Genomic DNA, 18,142 nt, shown 5'->3' on the forward strand with positions numbered 1-18,142 from the left:
TTTTAATAGTTTGTATTTTCACGTTAATTATACCATTCGCTAAAGCATCAATCCACTTGAACTAGCATCTTGATATGTTTTTTCATTAAAAGAATTGCGTACCTATTTTTTGCTTTATAGTTAGGCTGTAACTGAAATATTATACCATTTTATTTAAATTAAATTGTCTTTCAATTTACAAAATAGTACTCTAAAATATTGGATAGAAACACAAAGTCCAGCAGTAAAGGGGGTACTCAAATGGAGAATTTGAAGTGGAATAAGCCTGAGCAACTTGAGGATTTATTATGTGAATTGGTCAGCTGGGACAGCCGAACGGGAACGATGGGGGAAATTGAGTTTTCAACTAGGATGCTTAAAAAGTTATTGGAATTACAGTATTTCCAGGACAATAGCTCGCAAATCCATTTCCACGAAGCAGGTAAAGGTAGAAATGCAGTGACAGCCCTTTACACCAGTGGGGTGACGAATAAAACAATCGTGCTGATCAGCCATTTTGATACCGTCCATACGGAGGAATTTGGCGCGGGTCTTCAGGATCTCGCTTTTCAACCGAAACAGCTGACGGAGGAATTGAAAAATCGATTAGCCAAATTACCGGAAGATGCACAAGAGGACTTGGTTTCAGATGATTATCTTTTTGGCCGCGGAACAATGGATATGAAAATGGGTCTTGCTTTGCATCTACATTTATTGGAAAGGGCAACAAATGAAAATTGGCCGATTAATCTCCTTTTATTGACAGTGCCTGACGAGGAAGTGAATTCTTCCGGGATGAGGTCCGCCGTAAAAGGATTGGTGGAATTGGGACAAACGTATAAGTTGGAATATGAACTGTTCTTAAACAGTGAGCCGTCATTTTCACAAACACCGCAGGATCCGAACTATTATATTTACTCGGGATCCATCGGGAAGATCATGCCTTCCGTTTTGTTTTACGGGAGAGAGACACACGCGGGCGAGCCTTTAAGCGGCATGACAAGCCATTATATGGCGTCTTATTTGACGAGGGCAATGGAGTTCAATCCAAATTTCATGGAAGAACTGTTTGGGGAAAAGACGCCTTTGCCGGTTTGTTTGCAGCAACTGGATTTGAAAGAGGACTATTCGACACAAACATCCCATCATAGCGCAGCTTTGTTCAATGTTTTTGTAATGCGTCAAAATGCTGATGACATTATGAAAATATTCAAAGAAACCGCCGTTAAGGCAATGGCGGAATGCGCAAAGGACTATCGGAAAGTTTGCGAACGTGAAGGCGTTCAACCGATCGGTGACATTAACGTGTTGGAATATCAGGAATTGCTCAAGTATGCTGCTGATAAAATAGGAGATGTGGAAGTCCAAAAGATTCTTGAAACTGTAATGAACGATGAGTCGCTCGATGAACGGAAAATGTCCATGCTCATTAGCGATCGTTTACTGCTCCATTGTCAGGAATTGGCGCCAGCTGTCGTCTTATTCTATGCGCCGCCATATTACCCAGCCGTTAATTCATCCGATAATGAGCTCGTTCAAGAAAAGATTGCTCTTGCACAAAAGATTTTGCAGGAAGAGTTCCAAGTGGAAGCAAAGCAAGTCCATTATTTCAATGGAATCTCAGATCTCAGTTACGTGAATTACGATGCAATGGACTCAGGATGGCAATCGTATAAGCAGAACTCCCCTGTATGGGGAGTAACATATAGCATCCCATTCACGGAAATGCAGCAGCTGCAGGCCCCTGTGCTGAACATCGGTCCGTTCGGTAAAGATGCGCATAAGTTAACCGAACGACTGCATAAAAAGAGCGCATTCATTTATACTCCCAGAGTGTTGGGGAAAGTCATTGAAAGCATGTTTGTGACGATAGAGGCGTAAGTTGCAAAAGGGTCAACTCGCTCAGTAATGGGTTGACTCTTTTTGTATTTTGTTGAGATGTTGTAAAAGATTCATTCTTCACTACTGTTTGCCGTTTAATAGTTGTACACTAATGGTATAAACATAGTTTCGAAGATTACGAAAGGGGTGGGATGATGGGAAAGGGAAGATATACAAAGACGGAGAAAAGTTGGATGTTTTATGACTGGGCGAATTCGGCTTATTCAATTATTATTACAACTGCAGTATTTCCGATCTTTTACAAGTCGGTGGCGACCGACGCGGGTGTCAGTTTGACGCAGTCGACAGCGTATTTGGGGTATACGGTTGCGATTGCCACTTTTATTTTAGCGATGATCGGGCCGATATTGGGGACGATCGCTGACTATCAAGGATTGAAGAAGAAGTTTTTCCTCGCCTTCTTCCTGATCGGTTCACTTTCGACGATTTCCTTGGCCTTTGTTCCAAATGGAACGTGGCTGCCGTTATTGATCATTTATACGATTACCGCCATCGGATTCCATGGTGCAAATATTTTCTATGACGCATTTCTGGTTGATGTAACGCCTGAAGAAAAAATGGATGAAGTTTCGTCACGTGGTTTCGGTTTAGGGTATATCGGAAGTACAATTCCATTCATTATTAGCATCGCCATCATCCTGTTGGCTTCAAAGGAAGTAATTCCTCTATCAGCAACCGTTGCCAGCAAGCTGGCATTTGTCATCACGGGAATTTGGTGGTTCACCTTTACGATACCGATGCTGAAAAATGTTGTCCAAATACATGCGATTGAACGGGAGCCGAGAATTTTGGCAAGCAGCTTCCGCAGGCTTGGCGAAACGTTCAAGGAGATTAAGAAATACCGAACCGTTTTCATCTTTTTATTAGCATATTTCTTCTATATCGATGGGGTCGGTACGATCATTTCGATGTCGACGGCTTATGGAACAGATTTGGGCATTGAGCCGACCGACCTTCTCATTGTCTTATTTGTAACCCAAGTTGTTGCTGCGCCGTTTGCGATTCTTTACGGCAGGCTTGCGAAACGGTTTTCGGTGAAGACGATGCTGTATGTAGGGATTTTCGTCTACATCGCCGTTTGTATTTATGCATTCTTCTTATCGACGACGTTAGATTTTTGGATTTTGGCTATGCTTGTTGCCACTTCGCAAGGGGGAATTCAAGCGTTGAGCAGATCTTATTTTGCTCAATTGGTACCGAAAGAGAAGTCCAATGAGTTCTTCGGCTTCTATAATATTTTTGGTAAATTTGCATCCGTCATGGGACCTTTATTGCTCGCAGTGACGGCTACGCTGACAGGCAGCTCTGCGTACGGCGTTTTCAGCCTAGTCATCCTGTTCATTATCGGAGGTATTTTGTTGCGGATGGTGCCAAGGCCGGAAAGCGAGATGGCGTGAATTAATAAAAGGCGAAGGGAGATTTCAATCCCTTCGCCTAATTTCTGTTTTAGCTCACTTAGGTTCTATCCGTTGCATTTGCAAAATCCTGAATCCGTGCTTTTCGAGTCTTTCGCGCATTTTGACCATTTCTTCGTCGGATTTTCCGTCCTCGAGCGTGATGACGACTCTTCGTGCGAGCGCTGAGCCGTTGTCGAGGGTGAGCATGCCTTCGATATTTTCGTCCTTCAACGTTGTCGTCAGCTTTCTGATCATCCCTCGTGCCTCAGTCGATGCAAGCGTAATATTAATGCCGCCCGTTTTTAAGCCGAAGGCGTCTTCCAAGACACTTTCAATTTTATTATGTGTCAAAATGCCGAGAAGTTTTCCATCTCTAACGACGCTGACGAAAGGCAATGCTTTGATCTTTAACAGAGCACTTAAAAAAGAGGCATCCTCGTATAAGTAGATGTCTTGGTGTTCCAATAAGAAGTCGATTGGCTTTTCGCCATCCCCTTTGTCCTCATAAAGATAGGAAAGCAGGTCGACTTTGTAGATCATCCCTTTATAGGTGTCGTCGTTATCCACGACAGGAATGCAGCGGTACCCTGTCTCGTTGATTTTCGCTAGTGTTTCAGATACGCTTTGATCGACCTTTACCGTAGCGACACCTAGTCTTTCTACAATTAAATCTCGAATGTGCATAATTACTCCCCCTTATTAACTGTAGTTTCTGGAAAGTCTAAATTTTTGTTTAGATTGCTTCCCATTATAATTGAAAATTGGAATGTTGTACATGAAAACTTATAATAGTAGTTACTGATATAAGAGAGGGGCTTGGAACTACTTGTTAAACTTGGACTCACTCCTCGACGTTGTCGGCGAGTTGTTTGCAGATGAAATCTCCATTGTCGTATCGAATACGAAGGAATATATTTATCATCGGCCTAGCAAACGGATCGACTTAAAAATCAGGCCAGGCGACCCTGTTCCTGAAGGGACGATCGCCTATAAAGCTCTCACGGAAGGGCAGAAGGTTTCCGAATTCATCAACCGTGATGTATTCGGCGTGCCATATCATGGCATGGCGGTTCCTTTCCATGATAACGGTGTTTTGGACGGCTGCGTCGTTGCCATCTATCCGGCATACACCGAAGGAAAGTCGGTCGTTACACTAAAAACACAGGATGGATGGGTGCCTGTCCCGTTTTCTGAAGTAAAGTATATTGAAGTGCGGGACAGAAAAACAATCGTTGTAGCCGATAATATTACAGGTACCCATCGAAATTCATTGCAAAACTTTGAATTCGTGTTGCCTCATGAATTGTTTGTCCGTTGCCATCGGTCATTCATCGTCAACGTGACGCAAATTAAAGCGATTTACCCGGATACTCACTCGACGTTCATGCTTTCGATGAGAGATGGTGCCCAAATACCGGTCAGTCAGTCGTATTCTAGTTATTTTCGAAAGCTTTTAGGCTTCTAAGACGAAAAAATGCTGCTTTAGACAAATTATATGATCGCTTGTTCGTGAATTCCGTCTTTCATTCAGGAAACCCCTATCATTCTAAAATTTACGATACGATTATCTAAAAGTTATGAAAAGGGGCGCTTGTGAATGGGGAACCTTATGGATCGTATCAGGATTGAAAAATTGAGAGATTTGGTTGTGACGCCTGAAGAGGCTGCTTCTTGGATTAAAGACGGAATGACATTGGGATTGAGCGGATTTACTCGTGCGGGTGACGCGAAAGCGGTTCCAATGGCTTTAGTGAAACGGGCAGAAACGGAAAAGTTCAAAGTGAATGTATTCACGGGAGCATCCCTCGGCTCGGATATCGATAAATTATTTGCGGAAGCGGGAATTGTGAAAAAGAGACTCCCTTTCCAAGCGGAAAAGGCGATGCGCAACGGCATTAACAATGGCGAACTGCTTTTTGTGGACCATCATCTGTCCCATACGGCAGAGTGGATTCGTTCGAATGTGACTGAACCGATTGATTTCGCAATTTTGGAAGCGATTTCAGTGACAGAAGATGGGATGATCATTCCTTCAACGTCTGTCGGCAACTCGTTATCGTTTGCGAAGCATGCAAAGTCAATAATCATTGAAATAAATACAGCACAGACGACTGCATGGGAGGGAATCCATGATTTGTATGACCCAGGCAAACAAGGAGAACGGAATCCGATTCCACTGATGAAAGTGGATGACCGGATTGGAACAATCGGCATTCCAATCGACGTGGATCGAGTAAAAGGGATCGTGTTCACGCACCAACAAGATTCCGCGTCAACAATTACGAAGCCTGACCATGATACGGAAGTTATGGCTGAACACTTGCTGTCATTTCTACGTTCGGAGGTGGAGGCGGGCCGATTAACGAACAGCCTCGCGCCTCTTCAATCGGGAATTGGTTCCCAGGCGAACGCAGTATTGCATGGTTTACTGGATTCGGAATTCGAAGACCTTGAAGTATATTCAGAAGTGCTGCAAGACGCAGTATTTGATTTGATTGATGCGGGCAAGATCCGTACCGCTTCATGTGCATCGATTACTCTGTCGCAAGAAAAGATGGATAAGGTTTTCGGTAATTTGGATCACTACCGGGACAAGCTGATCATGCGTCCGCAAGAAATCTCGAACCATCCTGAAATCATCCGCCGACTCGGTTTAATTTCCATCAATACGGCTCTTGAACTAGACATTTACGGCAACGTCAATTCGACGCATGTAACCGGGACGAAGATGATGAATGGCATCGGGGGCTCCGGCGATTTCGCCCGAAATGCAAGACTTGCCATCTTCGTTACAAAATCGATTGCCAAAAACGGCGATATTTCAAGCATTGTCCCGTTCGTTTCGCACGTGGATCATACAGAACATGATGTCGATGTCATAGTCACGGAGCAAGGATATGCGGATCTCCGCGGTCTTGCGCCAAGGGAACGCGTTGGCCTCATCATTGCGAATTGCGCGCACCCAATGTACCGCAGTCAACTATGGGAATACTATTACGAGGCGCTTGAACGGGGCGGGCATACGCCACATGTACTCGAAAAAGCATTCTCTTGGCATATGAATCTCATGCAGCACGGCACGATGCACCCATTCACCGAGAAACGCGTCTAACGTTAACCAACCAATCGAATTTAACTATATACTGCAAAGAAAAGCTGTCCAGAAATGACTGTGACAGCTTTTTTATATATGTGGTGTCCATGTCCAAAGCAAGAGGAAAGGAACCGACTTTCGCGCTCAAGAATCTGTATGTCGCGCTCAAGAAATCGGTAAAGCGCTCAAGAATCTGATGTCGCGCTCAAGAAAACGGTAAAGCGCTCAAGAATCTGATTCCACGCTCAAGAAATCGGTAAAGCGCTCAAGAATCCGGATGTCGCGCTCAAGAAATCGGTAAAGCGCTCAAGAATCTGATTCCGCGCTCAAGAAAACGGTAAAGCGCTCAAGAATCCGGATGTCGCGCTCAAGAAATTGGTAATGCGCTCAAGAATCCAGATTCCGCGCACAAAGCGATATAATCCCTACATCAATTTCGAAATGAACATCGTTGCAATTCCGAAATAGATCAATAGCGATAAAATATCATTGATGGTTGTAATAAGTGGGCCCGACGCAACTGCAGGATCAACTTTGAATTTACTTAAAATCAACGGAATGATAGTCCCTGCCAACGTACCGATAATGAGAGTCGCAACGAGGGAAGAACCGACGACGAGTCCAAGTGTGAAGCTGCCTTGCCAAATATAGGCGATGACGGAAATTACCCCGCCGCAGACAACACCGAGCATGATGCCGACGAGCAACTCGCGGAAGACTAAGCTGAGTGTCTTCTTCCATGTCAATTCTTCCGAGACAAGACCCCGAACGACAACAGCCAATGATTGAGTACCTGTATTTCCGGTCATCCCTGCAATCATGGGCATGAAAAATGCCAATGCGACGACGGCTTCGAGCGTTGCCTCAAATTTGGCAATGATGCTTCCTGAAACGAGGCCGATGAACAATAGCAAAATAAGCCATGGAAGCCGTTTATACGTAGCAACGAACGGTTTTGTGTGGAAGTCGATCTCTTTGCCGGAAGCAAACAACATTTCAATATCTTCATTTGCTTCCCGCATGACGATGTCAAGCACGTCGTCTGCTGTAATAATGCCAACTAGAATATTGTCATCATTGACGACGGGCACGGAAAGGAAGTCGTGCTTGCCTAGCATCCTGGCGACGTCACTCTCTTTTGTATCTTCATGGACTTTAACGATGTCCGTCGTCATTACATCGGTAATTTCATCTCCGGGCTCGCTTAAAAGAAGGTCGCGATAGGAAGCGACGCCGACCAACTCTTTTTCATCATTGATGACATATACGTAATTCAAGTAATCCGCAAAGTCTCGAAAATACTTCAATTTGTTAATCGTTTTTTCAACTGTAAAAGATTTATGAACCCAAACATACTGGCTGATCATCGCTCGTCCTGCAGATTTTTTCGGATACATCATCTTTTTACGGATGTCTTTCTTTTCTTCCTCTCGCATTTGAGCAATAAGGCGATTGACCTTTTTATCCGGCAGATCGGACAGCAGATGGGCGAGGTCATCCCTCTTCAACACTTCCAATAATTCCGTGGAACGAACAGCTCCGATTTTATTCAATACACGCAGTTGTTCGTTGCGGGTCAAGTATCTTAGTAACGTTACGAGCTGCTCCAAAGAGAGCCACTCCAAAAAAAGGATTCGGCGTTTTTTTGGCAAATCGCGGTAATGTACGGATATTTCATACGGAGTTAATTCGCTGATGATTTTTTGAAAAGTTTCTTTCTGCCCTTCCTTCAATACGTGGACAATTGCACGTGATACTTCTTCCTGATCCCCTTTTAACGTCATGACTCCCTCACCTCTCTTTTCATATGAAATGAAATACTTGCTAACCCGTCTATTCCCCTCATTCCTTGTTACATAAACAGAACAAGGATTTCACTGGTAGAATAATTGATTACGAAAAAAGATGTTTAGCGCAGAAATGATAGGGAAAGAGAGTTAGTAAGCAAAAAAAGACGGCATTTTGTCGGGAAAAAGGGAGTTTTTTCTATGGGAAAATGGAAGACGCTATTATTCTTGCTTATGGCAGCCATGCTGGTGCTTTCAGCATGCGGAGAGGATAAAGGAGAAGCGACAGATGAGGGGTATAAGCTTGTCAAAAAAGGCAAATTGACATATGCGGCGAGCGGTCTCTACAAGCCGTTCAACTTCGAGGAGAATGGTGAATTGACTGGGTTTGATATGGAAATCGGAGCGGAAATCGCGAAGAGAATGGGTCTAGAGCCGAATCCGGTGACAAACCCATTTGAAACGATCCTTCAAGGACTTGTTGCGAATAAATATGATGCCATCATCGGTTCGATGGCCTACACGAAAAAACGTGCCGAGCAAGCCGCTTTCACAGAGCCGTACTACTACTCGGGCGGGATGATTTGGGTCGCGGAAGACAATAACGACATCAAATCCCCGGAAGATCTGAAAGGGAAGAAGATTGGTGTTATTGCTCAATCGACATATGAAGAGCCGGCAAAGGAACTATCCGACAATATCCAGTATTACAGCAGTGATGTTGTTGCGCTGAAGGATTTGACGGTCGAAAATCGGTTGGATGCCGTCATTACGGCTGATATCGTCGGTTATGAAGCGCAAGATAACGGCTTTGCCATTAAAGAAGTCGGCACTCCGTTATGGGTGGAACAGCCATCGATCGCGGTGAAAAAGGATAATGAAGAGCTCCGTGACGCGATTGACAAAGCCCTGAAAGAAATGATCGATGACGGCACATATGATGAAATCTCAAAGAAGTGGTTCGACCGGAACCTATTGGATATCGACTTGGAAGACGCTGAGATGCTTGAATAAAACAGATTTGTGAATAGAAAGAGGGAGTGACCAGTGCCAGAAATATTGATAACGTTATCCGAAGTGTTCATGCGCACGTACGAAGGCTTCCTGAAAGCGGCACTTGTCACATTGAAAATAACTGCTATTGCCATTGTGTTAGGTACCTTGTTCGGGATTGTCTTTGCGTTAATGAAAATATCAAGATCAAAAATCTTACAAACGATTGCCAACTTATATATTACGTTGATCCGTGGAACGCCGCTCATCGTACAGATTATGTTTTTATACTATGGGATTACATCGATTGTCGTCCTGTCGAATTTCTGGGCAGGTGCGATTGCACTAGGCGTCCATAACGGGGCGTATATTGCAGAAATTTTCCGCGGAGCAATCCAAGGGGTTGACCGTGGACAGCGTGAGGCGAGCCTGGCGCTTGGGATGAATCGAACGCAGGCGATGCGCCGAATCATTTTTCCGCAAGCGTTGCGTCGCGCAATCCCTCCGCTAGGGAACCAATTTATCATTACATTGAAGGACTCGTCCCTCGTATACGTCATCGGCGTTACGGAATTGTTTGGTCTTGCGAATCGGGAGGCGGCGGCATCCTTCATGCCGTTCGAAACATTCCTCGTTGTTGGACTATACTACCTAGTTCTCGTCCTTATTTTCACATGGCTATTGAAGTTGTATGAGAACAGGTTGAACGTAGATGGATCTTAAGGAGGGAACGAAATGATCAAAACAAAAAATCTCCACAAGTCATTCGGCAATCTCGAAGTGCTGAAAGGAATCGATATCGACATCAATCCAGGCGAAGTCGTCGTACTCGTCGGAGTGAGCGGCTCTGGGAAGAGTACGTTGCTGCGCTGTCTAAATTTCCTTGAAAAAGCACAAGAGGGAGATATTTTGATTGATGGGCGGAGAATCGACCGAAAGAAGGAGGACTTGTCTAAAGTCCGTGCGGAAGTGGGCATGGTGTTCCAGCACTTCAACTTGTTCCCGCATAAGACGGTGCTTGAAAATATTATGGAAGCGCCGTTGATCGTTAAAAAGGAAGAGAAGGGGAAGGCGAAGCAATTGGCACTTGCCCTGTTGGAGAAAGTCGGCCTTTCCGACAAGGCGGACGTCTATCCGAATAAGTTATCAGGTGGACAGAAGCAGCGGGTCGCCATTGCACGAGCGCTCGCAATGGAACCGAAAGCACTACTGTTCGACGAACCAACCTCTGCGCTCGATCCGGAGCTCGTCGGCGAAGTGCTAGGGGTCATGCAAGACCTCGCCAATGAAGGAATGACAATGGTCGTCGTTACACATGAAATGAAATTCGCGAAAGAAGTGGCGGACCGAATTATCATGCTAGACGAAGGGTGCATCATCGAGGATGCCGACCCGGATACATTTTTCAACCATTCCACAAACGAACGGACACGACAGTTTTTGGAGATGGTGGATTTGTGAACGAAGAAGCAGCTTCCTGTTTATATGGGAAGCTGCTTTTCTGTTCAATAAATGGTTTTCAAAAATATCAGTTTTATGTCATGATAATAGAAATGACTAAGATAAGGGGAATGTCTGGAGATGGAAATTGTTGAAAAGGGAGAAATGAAGTTTGTCGGTATTCGTCTGCAATGTGATTCAGTGGAGGATTATCAACTGAAGATACCTAAGACGGTTGGGGAATTAAAGGCTCGAACTTCCGAAATTGTACGACCGATTGATCGAGAGCGGATATTTGGGTTGTTTAAAGTGGAGGCTCAATCTTCTGAAGATGGCTATTGGGTCTGCTTGCAAGTTGAAGAGATTGAAAGTATTGCAAATGGCTTCGAAGGTCTTTCAATAAGACCGAGTAAATATGCCACACTTCGGCATGTCGGTGCGGCAAAGGATCTCCATCAAACATATGAAAATCTCCATGAAGAAATTGCGAAAGCGGGATACCAAAGGTTGCCTGACGAATGGACGATAGAAGAATACAGTCCAAAACATGAACAGAGCGCCGATATGATCAATGTTTCTTTGTATGATCCGGTAGTGTAAACACCACATTGTTAGAAAGTAAGGTGCGAAATGAAAACAATTATGAATGCAATTGGAACAGTCTTTTTGCCGGTGCAGGACGTAGAAAAATCACGGGACTGGTATTGTGATCTATTCGGAATTTCTCCAGAAGGGGACATCCAATTCGGGCATCTATATGTGATTCAAATGGAAGGTGTAAACCTCGTCTTGGACAGCAAGCTGTTTCAAAAAACAGGGCCGCTTCGAGCACCGATGTTCCATTTGAATTCAACTGATATTCAAAAGGCTTATGAAGAGATGCAATCTCGGCATGTTGACTTGACGACAGGTATAGAAAACGGTCATTGGTTTAATTTCAAGGATCCGGATGGAAATGAAATGATGATATGTCAATGTTGAAAGTAGGGGGAAGTTATGGAAAGCTTCATTAAACGAATTGAAACGATCTACTTGCCGGTTGCCAATCCGAAATCATCTGCGGAGTGGTATGAGAAGAATTTGAAATTAAAAGCGGTCGGTCCAGCTGAATCAGATGCTACCCAAGTGCGGCTCGCGTTAGAGTCAGGCCAATTCATCTTTTTAATTCAAAGCAAGGAAACGGTGAAGGCAAATTTCACAGAAGCTAGCGGCGAGGAACAATGTTTGCTCACATTGCAAGTAACTGATTTTCAACGTTTCCATGAAGAATTGCATGCGAATGGCGCAACCATTACGGCGATTGAAGACAATGATGATTGTGGACAAAACTTCTATGTGTATGACCTTGATGGCAATAAACTTGATATTTGGAGTGGCTGGCCAGTCGTTCCGGAATCTAAATAACGAAACTTTACGCCTATAAAAAGTATCGAGAGAACAACTTCCTGATACTTTTTTATTTTTTGTTATAAGGATCTGAGGTTGCAAATGCCCCAAATGAAGCTCATACTATTTAAATGCAATTAACTAGTAGGGAGTCATAGAAATGAAGAATGTAGCAACATTGAAAAAAATGTCACCTGCCTATGATCCGTGGGAAGCTTACTTGGACGTGCAGGAGCATGGCAAGTTAACATTATCAAGCATTGAATTTACGACTACTTATTTGTGCAATATGCGATGCGAGCATTGTGCGGTCGGCTATATGCTGCAGCATAAAGACCCCGATGCATTGCCGATCGACTTGCTTCTTTCCCGACTTGATGAAATACCGCATTTACGGACGATCAGCATAACAGGCGGCGAGCCGATGTTTTCGAAAAAGTCGGTTGAGCAATATGTTTTACCATTATTAAAATATGCACATGAACGCGGCGTTCGAACGCAGATGAATTCGAACTTGACGATGCCGCTTGAGCGTTATATGGGGGTTGCCCCTTATTTGGACGTTTTGCATATCTCCCATAACTGGGGCACAGTTGATGATTTCATTGATGGTGGTTTCGCAAATATGGAAAGGAAACCTCCAAGGGAACGCCGTGCCGAGCAGTTCCAGCGAATGATCGATAACAGCCGCGCATTGGCGGAAGCCGGTGTCATGGTATCAGCGGAGACGATGTTGAATAAGCGGACGTTGCCGCATCTCGGACATATCCATCGACAAATCGTCGAGGAGATGAAGTGCGCAAGGCATGAAGTGCATCCGATGTACCCAAGCGATTTCGCATCCCAGCTTGAAGTGCTATCATTGGATGAAACGCGAGAAGCAATCCATCAATTATTGGATATGCGTGATGAAGACGTGTGGATGCTATTCGGTACATTGCCGTTTTATCCTTGTAGCCAGAATGAAGAAGATTTGAAACTGTTGAAACGCATATACAGCAGTAAAAACGTCTCGGTGCGTAACGATCCAGACGGTCGTTCCCGTCTGAACGTCAACATCTTTACAGGCGACGTCATTGTAACTGACTTTGGCGATACACCACCAATGGGGAATATCCAAAATGATTCATTACCCGAAATGCTCGACAGATGGCTTGACCGTCCGCTTGCAAAATCGATCAGTTGCCACTGTCCTGCCGTAAAATGCCTGGGACCGAATCTATTAGTGAAAGATGCGTATTATCCGGAAGAGGATTTTACAGGAAAACAGGCAAGACTTTCAACGGAATGATTTGCAGTACGCGGAAGCGTGCATGATTGGGGAAACCTGCTTCGCGCCAAGTGCCTTTGACAAATAAAGAGCTCATTCCATTTCGGCGGATAGGTAAAAGGTCACGAAATGTCGATAACTTTGTGAAAATGATCGATAACTCGCACCGTGTGACCGATAAGTACTTGCAATTGACCGATAACTTTCGAGAAATGACCGATAAACCCCGGGAAATGATCGGTATCCATTCATTGAAAACAATAGACCATCAAGAAAGGACTTCCGAATGAGGGAAGTCCTTTTCTTATCGTACAGTATAACTTTTTCCTAATTACAATGAAGGATTGTTCTCCTGTATACTCAAATGGAAGAGATTTCTGAAAGAGTGACCTCACATAGGGGGGACCATCATGTTCATAGGGACTATTTTTATTAATATTATTATACCTATATTAATCCTATTAATAATCGGAGCAGGTTTACAAAGGAAGTTTGCATTTAATTTAAAAGCGATTTCGAACCTGATTACGTATTGTCTTATGCCAGCAGCCGTTTTCATCAATCTATACCAGACGGAGATTGATGTGCAAGTCCTGTTGGAAATCATAGGTTATTTAGTTGCCTTCAGTTTAGTAATAATCGTTCTAACAACTATTTTGAGTAAATTATTGAAGTTAGACAGAGAAGAATCGGCCATATTTAAAAACAGTATTTCGTTAATCAACTCTGGGAATTACGGAATACCGGTCAGTCAGCTGTTATTCCAAACGAACCCCCTCGGCATCTCCATCCAAATTATCGTAATGGTTTTCCAAAATGTTTTAACGTATACATATGGATTGTATAATTTGATATCCGCAACGAAGTCAGGGTTAGAAATCCTGAGATCATTATTGAAAATGCCCGTCATCCACGCGATGCTTCTCGGCAGTTTGTTGAATTGGCTGCATGTTCCGATTCCGAACGCTATTTGGGTTCCGATCAGTCATCTGGCGGATGCATTTTTAGCAATTGCGCTTATTTTATTGGGAGCGCAGCTTGCACAAATTGAGTTGAAAACGATTCTGAATCGGACGATTGTCATCAGCAGTATCGGTAGGCTTGTCATCGGTCCAAGTGTTGCATTACTTCTCATTTTTCTATTTGGTCTAGACGGTGTTGTTGCACAATCTTTATTTATTGCAAGCTCCTTCCCCACGTCCAGAAACAGTTCAACACTAGCGTTGGAATATGACGTGAATCCGGATTTGGCCGCTCAAACCGTTCTGTTTTCAACTGTGTTAAGCGCGATCACGGTGACGTTTGTTGTTTATTTATCTGCAATTTTGTTTGTTTGATTGGAGAGAGGTATTTTGGAAGGTAGAAGGTCACGAAATGACGATAACTTTGTGAAAGTGACCGATATCTCTGTCGAGGGTGACCGATAACTCCTCAAAGATGACCGATACCATTGTGAACTTGACCGATAACCATCGCGAAGTGACCGATAACACTAAAATGGACTTCCGGATAGCTGGAAGTCCATTTTTGTCTTAAAGAATGATTAAGTTTTTCGGAGATTTCGTGATAATCTCTATGCCATCTTGCTTCAAGATAATATCATCCTCAATCCGCACCCCTCCAAGGCCTGGAATGTAAATGCCCGGCTCGACCGTCAACACCATTCCCTCTTCGACGAGCAGCTCGCATGTCGGATTCATGAAAATATCTTCATGGATATACAAGCCAATCCCATGCCCCATGCCATGTCCATAATAGTCGCCATACCCTTTTTCGCTGATCACATCACGGGTCAATGCATCCGCTTCTTTTCCAGTCATGCCAACTTTGATGCCGGAGAGCGCGTTTTCAAGAGCGTCATGAACGATTGAATAGATTTCCTTCAGCTTCGGATCAGGCTCGCCGACTGCTACCGTTCTTGTCATGTCGGAGCAATATCCTTTGTAATATGCACCAAAGTCCAATGTCACCATATCGCCTTGCTCAATTACTTTGTCACTCGCCACGCCATGCGGCAATGCGGAACGTACGCCGGAAGCAACAATCATATCGAATGAGGAAGAAGTCGCACCCAGTTTTCTCATATGGAATTCCAGTTCATTCGCAATTTCTATCTCCGTACGCCCAGGTTTAATGAAAGTCAGAATATGCTCGAACGCAGAATCTGCAATTTCAGCAGCCTTTTTCAAAATGGTTACTTCATCTTCATTTTTAATCATCCGCAACTTTTCAACGACATTCGAAACAGGTACCAGCTCCGATTTTACTGCTTTCGAAAGCTGGGAGTAATAAAAATAGGATTGGTGCTGTTGTTCAAATCCGAGCTTCTTGATTCCCAAGCTTTCCGCAAGCGTTGAAATCTCCTCATAAATGATGGAGCGGTCGATTTCTTTTACGGTGAAATCGGTCACTTGGGCATTCGCCTGGCTCGTATAACGGAAATCTACTAATAAATACGCTTCCGCCTTAGACACGAGTACAGTCCCTGCAGTTCCCGTAAAGCCCGTCAAGTATCTCCGATTGTACGGATCTGTAATAAGCATCCCGTCAATTCCTAATTCATCAAATGAACTACGTAACTTCACTAATTTCTCCATTATAAAACCCCCACTAATAAAAATATTCCCATTATTACTATGACATAGGAAGTCCGGAAATAATAGAGGGGGTAATGGCTTTTTACGATGAAGATTTGCAGCGCATTTGACTGGGTAAAAGGTCACAAAATGACAATAACTCCTGGGGAATGATCGATAACTATTGGGAAATAAACGATAAGTGCTCGCAAATAATCGATAACTTCTGGGAAATGAACGATATCCATCGGGAAATGATCTATAAAATTAAAATGTATTCCACCTTGCAACTGCACTCATACTTCGACGGAAGTATATTTGCGCAGACGAACGGATTGATACCAATGCTTGAACAATATAAAAATCAACAACAGATCCACCGCGTCACCACCATAATACATCAGCATGGCGCCAACCCTTGCTTGTTCTGTTGGGACGCCCGCCGGAGGGTAGGCGTAGATGAATTTTGACAGAATGCCATGACCGGCAAGTGCCACAATGAAGACGACAGTTCTGTACGTGAAACTGAAACGGTGGAAGACCGGATCAATATAAATTAAAGAGATTGTGAATAAATAACCTGCCAGGAAGACGTGGATGTGAATGATGATATGTAGCCAAATGTTAGCATGCATCGCTGAATATAAACCGGTCGTATAGAGAAGCCATAACCCGCCAATGTTCAAGATAGAAGCAACGATCGGATGGGTGAAGAATCCCGCGAATGAACTTTGCAGCAGTCGGCTAAGCTTTCTTCCCAAATGAACATTTAACGTACGCATTACTAATGTCATAGGGGCAGCGAGTGCAATGAGAAGCGGGGCAAGCATGCCTAATAGTAAATGCCCCGCCATGTGAGCCGTGAAATCGGCATGGGATTGACGTGAAAGAGGGCCGACCACTGCTGCGGCAGCAAAAAGTACACCTGAAATAAAAGAAACGGTACGCAGCCATGGCCACTTACGAAGTCGCCCCCGTCTATTCGTGATGATCACAGCCCCGATGTAAACTCCGATCGCAAGCAATGCCGGTATGCCAAAAAACAAATCGGTCAACAGAAAATGAGTGTCATGCATTGGAAAACGCCCCTTTTCCTTCACGCTGGTCGCGTCGTGCACTTGCAATCAAACCAATGCCAGCGACAATCATGACGGCTGCAGAAATATTCCAGACGAGGTCATACGGTAAAATGTCAACATTGTATCGGATCTGGTGGATGCGCATGACTTTATGCTGGATCGTGCCGTCATAAAGCTGGAAAGCCCCGCCGCCAAGCAACTTCCCTCCCCACCACATTTTATGCCACAATGCGTTTCGCCTCCGCAAATCGGCAACGAGGAATAAGCCGCCGACAGTTGCAAACCAGCTAAATGCGTGAAATAGTCCATCTGAAACAAGTCCGACCGCAACAGTGGATTTATCGTAAAACTTATGCCAATGGAGCAGCTGATGGAACAATGTTTCATCTAGAAAAGCGACAAACCCTAATCCGAATAAAATACCCGACCAAAGGTTTCTACGCGCAAATAACGCCCTATTATTTAAATTTGCTTGTGTGTTATGTATTGTTGTCAAAAAGTTCCCCTCCATTTGAAGATTCTTTTGAAGTATAGCCGTTAGGAAGGAATGGTAATCTTCTGCTTTCGACAGTATGTCTTCCTTTCCTTTTGTGAATGCTGTATAGCGAATCATGCAGAAGGAGGAGACGTTATGTTGAAATTACAGACGGGGCTTGAAGGGCAGATAGCGTCGTTCGGTCTTGTAAGGGATTGCATCCATGGGCTTGGATACCATATGGGCGGCAATTGGGACTACCACCAAGGATATTTTGATCATATCTTGTGCAAGGAGGGCGGGGAAACAATCTACATTCGGATTCCCTTTACCGTCATGGATGGCGAGCTAGATAATTATGAAGCAGTCATTCGATTCCGTACACCTTATATTATTAAACATGTAGTGCATGTCGGGCTGGACAGAGATGAGACGTCCATGCTAAATGTTGCCGGCTTCAACCAATTCCAGCCGCCGATTGACAAAGACGGCAAGATTACAAATAAAGACAGATGGATGCATGCCGGAGAAGTCGCTGTTCAAGAATTAATGGATTGCTTGCATGCACAAGATTTGTTGAAAATCAGCTGAATCGAATGGAAAGCTTGCTTGACCCTTATAAAAAACAACTTGCCAAATTTATTAATTTTGGCAAGTTGTTTTTTGTCAAAGGTGGACGTTTGAAAAGAGAAAGAGATAGCGGCGACAATTTGAACGTTCGAAATATTGTCGGTTAAGTAAAGCATTGCAATATCGTTAAATTT

General features: G+C 44.0%; 19 protein-coding genes. 14 read left to right on the forward strand and 5 right to left on the reverse strand.

Translation table 11 applies throughout. The features are described from left to right. Positions 1-240 precede the first annotated feature (240 nt). Positions 241-1,860 (forward strand): M20/M25/M40 family metallo-hydrolase, encoded by a 1,620-nt coding sequence (locus tag ACR65H_RS03525; protein WP_440498724.1) that lies wholly within the window; start codon positions 241-243, stop codon positions 1,858-1,860. 155 nt (positions 1,861-2,015) lie between these two features. Further along, positions 2,016-3,278, forward strand: coding sequence for an MFS transporter (locus ACR65H_RS03530; protein WP_440498726.1), 1,263 nt, complete (start codon positions 2,016-2,018; stop codon positions 3,276-3,278). Between the two features lie 54 nt (positions 3,279-3,332). Here the strand turns inward: ACR65H_RS03530 and ACR65H_RS03535 are convergent, their stop codons facing one another. Continuing rightward, positions 3,333-3,962: a CBS domain-containing protein gene (locus ACR65H_RS03535; protein WP_440498728.1), complete on the reverse strand. Its 630-nt coding sequence runs from the start codon at positions 3,960-3,962 to the stop codon at positions 3,333-3,335. Between the two features lie 142 nt (positions 3,963-4,104). Here ACR65H_RS03535 and ACR65H_RS03540 point away from each other — a divergent pair, with 142 nt between their 5' ends. Together ACR65H_RS03540 and scpC are read left to right on the forward strand one after the other, a co-directional pair. Continuing rightward, positions 4,105-4,743 (forward strand): LytTR family DNA-binding domain-containing protein, encoded by a 639-nt coding sequence (locus ACR65H_RS03540; protein ID WP_440498730.1) that lies wholly within the window; start codon positions 4,105-4,107, stop codon positions 4,741-4,743. Between the two features lie 132 nt (positions 4,744-4,875). After that, positions 4,876-6,390 carry a succinyl-CoA:acetate CoA-transferase ScpC gene (gene scpC / locus ACR65H_RS03545; RefSeq protein WP_440498732.1) on the forward strand — a complete coding sequence of 505 codons (1,515 nt, stop codon included), beginning with the start codon at positions 4,876-4,878 and terminating at the stop codon, positions 6,388-6,390. Between the two features lie 407 nt (positions 6,391-6,797). Here scpC and mgtE read toward each other — a convergent pair whose 3' ends face one another. Continuing rightward, positions 6,798-8,156 (reverse strand): magnesium transporter, encoded by a 1,359-nt coding sequence (mgtE, locus tag ACR65H_RS03550; protein WP_440498734.1) that lies wholly within the window; start codon positions 8,154-8,156, stop codon positions 6,798-6,800. 204 nt (positions 8,157-8,360) lie between these two features. Here mgtE and ACR65H_RS03555 point away from each other — a divergent pair, with 204 nt between their 5' ends. From ACR65H_RS03555 to ACR65H_RS03595, 9 genes are all read left to right on the forward strand, one after another. Next, positions 8,361-9,173, forward strand: a complete 813-nt coding sequence (locus ACR65H_RS03555) for a transporter substrate-binding domain-containing protein (protein WP_440498736.1) — start codon at positions 8,361-8,363, stop codon at positions 9,171-9,173. A gap of 69 nt (positions 9,174-9,242) precedes the next feature. Further along, positions 9,243-9,875, forward strand: a complete 633-nt coding sequence (locus ACR65H_RS03560) for an amino acid ABC transporter permease (RefSeq protein ID WP_440499200.1) — start codon at positions 9,243-9,245, stop codon at positions 9,873-9,875. Positions 9,876-9,887: 12 nt separating this feature from the next. Further along, a complete protein-coding gene (locus tag ACR65H_RS03565; protein WP_440498737.1) occupies positions 9,888-10,613 on the forward strand; it encodes an amino acid ABC transporter ATP-binding protein in 726 nt (241 codons plus the stop codon). 120 nt (positions 10,614-10,733) lie between these two features. Next, complete coding sequence (locus ACR65H_RS03570) at positions 10,734-11,192, forward strand: GyrI-like domain-containing protein (protein ID WP_440498739.1); 459 nt, start codon at positions 10,734-10,736, stop codon at positions 11,190-11,192. A 30-nt stretch (positions 11,193-11,222) separates the two neighbouring features. Continuing rightward, positions 11,223-11,573: a VOC family protein gene (locus ACR65H_RS03575; protein ID WP_440498740.1), complete on the forward strand. Its 351-nt coding sequence runs from the start codon at positions 11,223-11,225 to the stop codon at positions 11,571-11,573. A 15-nt stretch (positions 11,574-11,588) separates the two neighbouring features. Next, complete coding sequence (locus tag ACR65H_RS03580; RefSeq protein WP_440498741.1) at positions 11,589-11,996, forward strand: VOC family protein; 408 nt, start codon at positions 11,589-11,591, stop codon at positions 11,994-11,996. 142 nt (positions 11,997-12,138) lie between these two features. Further along, on the forward strand, positions 12,139-13,269 hold the full coding sequence (yfkAB, locus tag ACR65H_RS03585; RefSeq protein ID WP_440498742.1) for a radical SAM/CxCxxxxC motif protein YfkAB: 1,131 nt from the start codon (positions 12,139-12,141) through the stop codon (positions 13,267-13,269). Between the two features lie 26 nt (positions 13,270-13,295). Beyond that, positions 13,296-13,538 (forward strand): hypothetical protein, encoded by a 243-nt coding sequence (locus ACR65H_RS03590; protein WP_440498744.1) that lies wholly within the window; start codon positions 13,296-13,298, stop codon positions 13,536-13,538. Positions 13,539-13,655: 117 nt separating this feature from the next. Further along, entirely contained in the window at positions 13,656-14,585 is a 930-nt protein-coding gene (locus tag ACR65H_RS03595; RefSeq protein ID WP_440499201.1) for an AEC family transporter, read from the forward strand. Between the two features lie 195 nt (positions 14,586-14,780). Here ACR65H_RS03595 and ACR65H_RS03600 read toward each other — a convergent pair whose 3' ends face one another. The 3 genes from ACR65H_RS03600 to ACR65H_RS03610 all read right to left on the reverse strand — a co-directional run bounded on the left by ACR65H_RS03600 (position 14,781) and on the right by ACR65H_RS03610 (position 17,414). Next, positions 14,781-15,845: a M24 family metallopeptidase gene (locus ACR65H_RS03600; RefSeq protein WP_440498745.1), complete on the reverse strand. Its 1,065-nt coding sequence runs from the start codon at positions 15,843-15,845 to the stop codon at positions 14,781-14,783. Between the two features lie 275 nt (positions 15,846-16,120). Further along, positions 16,121-16,900, reverse strand: a complete 780-nt coding sequence (locus ACR65H_RS03605; RefSeq protein ID WP_440498747.1) for a cytochrome c oxidase assembly protein — start codon at positions 16,898-16,900, stop codon at positions 16,121-16,123. Further along, a complete protein-coding gene (locus ACR65H_RS03610) occupies positions 16,893-17,414 on the reverse strand; it encodes a DUF2243 domain-containing protein (RefSeq protein WP_440498748.1) in 522 nt (173 codons plus the stop codon). Before ACR65H_RS03610 ends, ACR65H_RS03605 begins: the two co-directional genes overlap by 8 nt. Before the next feature lie 120 nt (positions 17,415-17,534). Here ACR65H_RS03610 and ACR65H_RS03615 point away from each other — a divergent pair, with 120 nt between their 5' ends. Next, complete coding sequence (locus ACR65H_RS03615; protein ID WP_440498749.1) at positions 17,535-17,969, forward strand: YugN family protein; 435 nt, start codon at positions 17,535-17,537, stop codon at positions 17,967-17,969. Positions 17,970-18,142 lie beyond the last annotated feature (173 nt).

The organism is Sporosarcina sp. SAFN-015 (assembly GCF_059415085.1).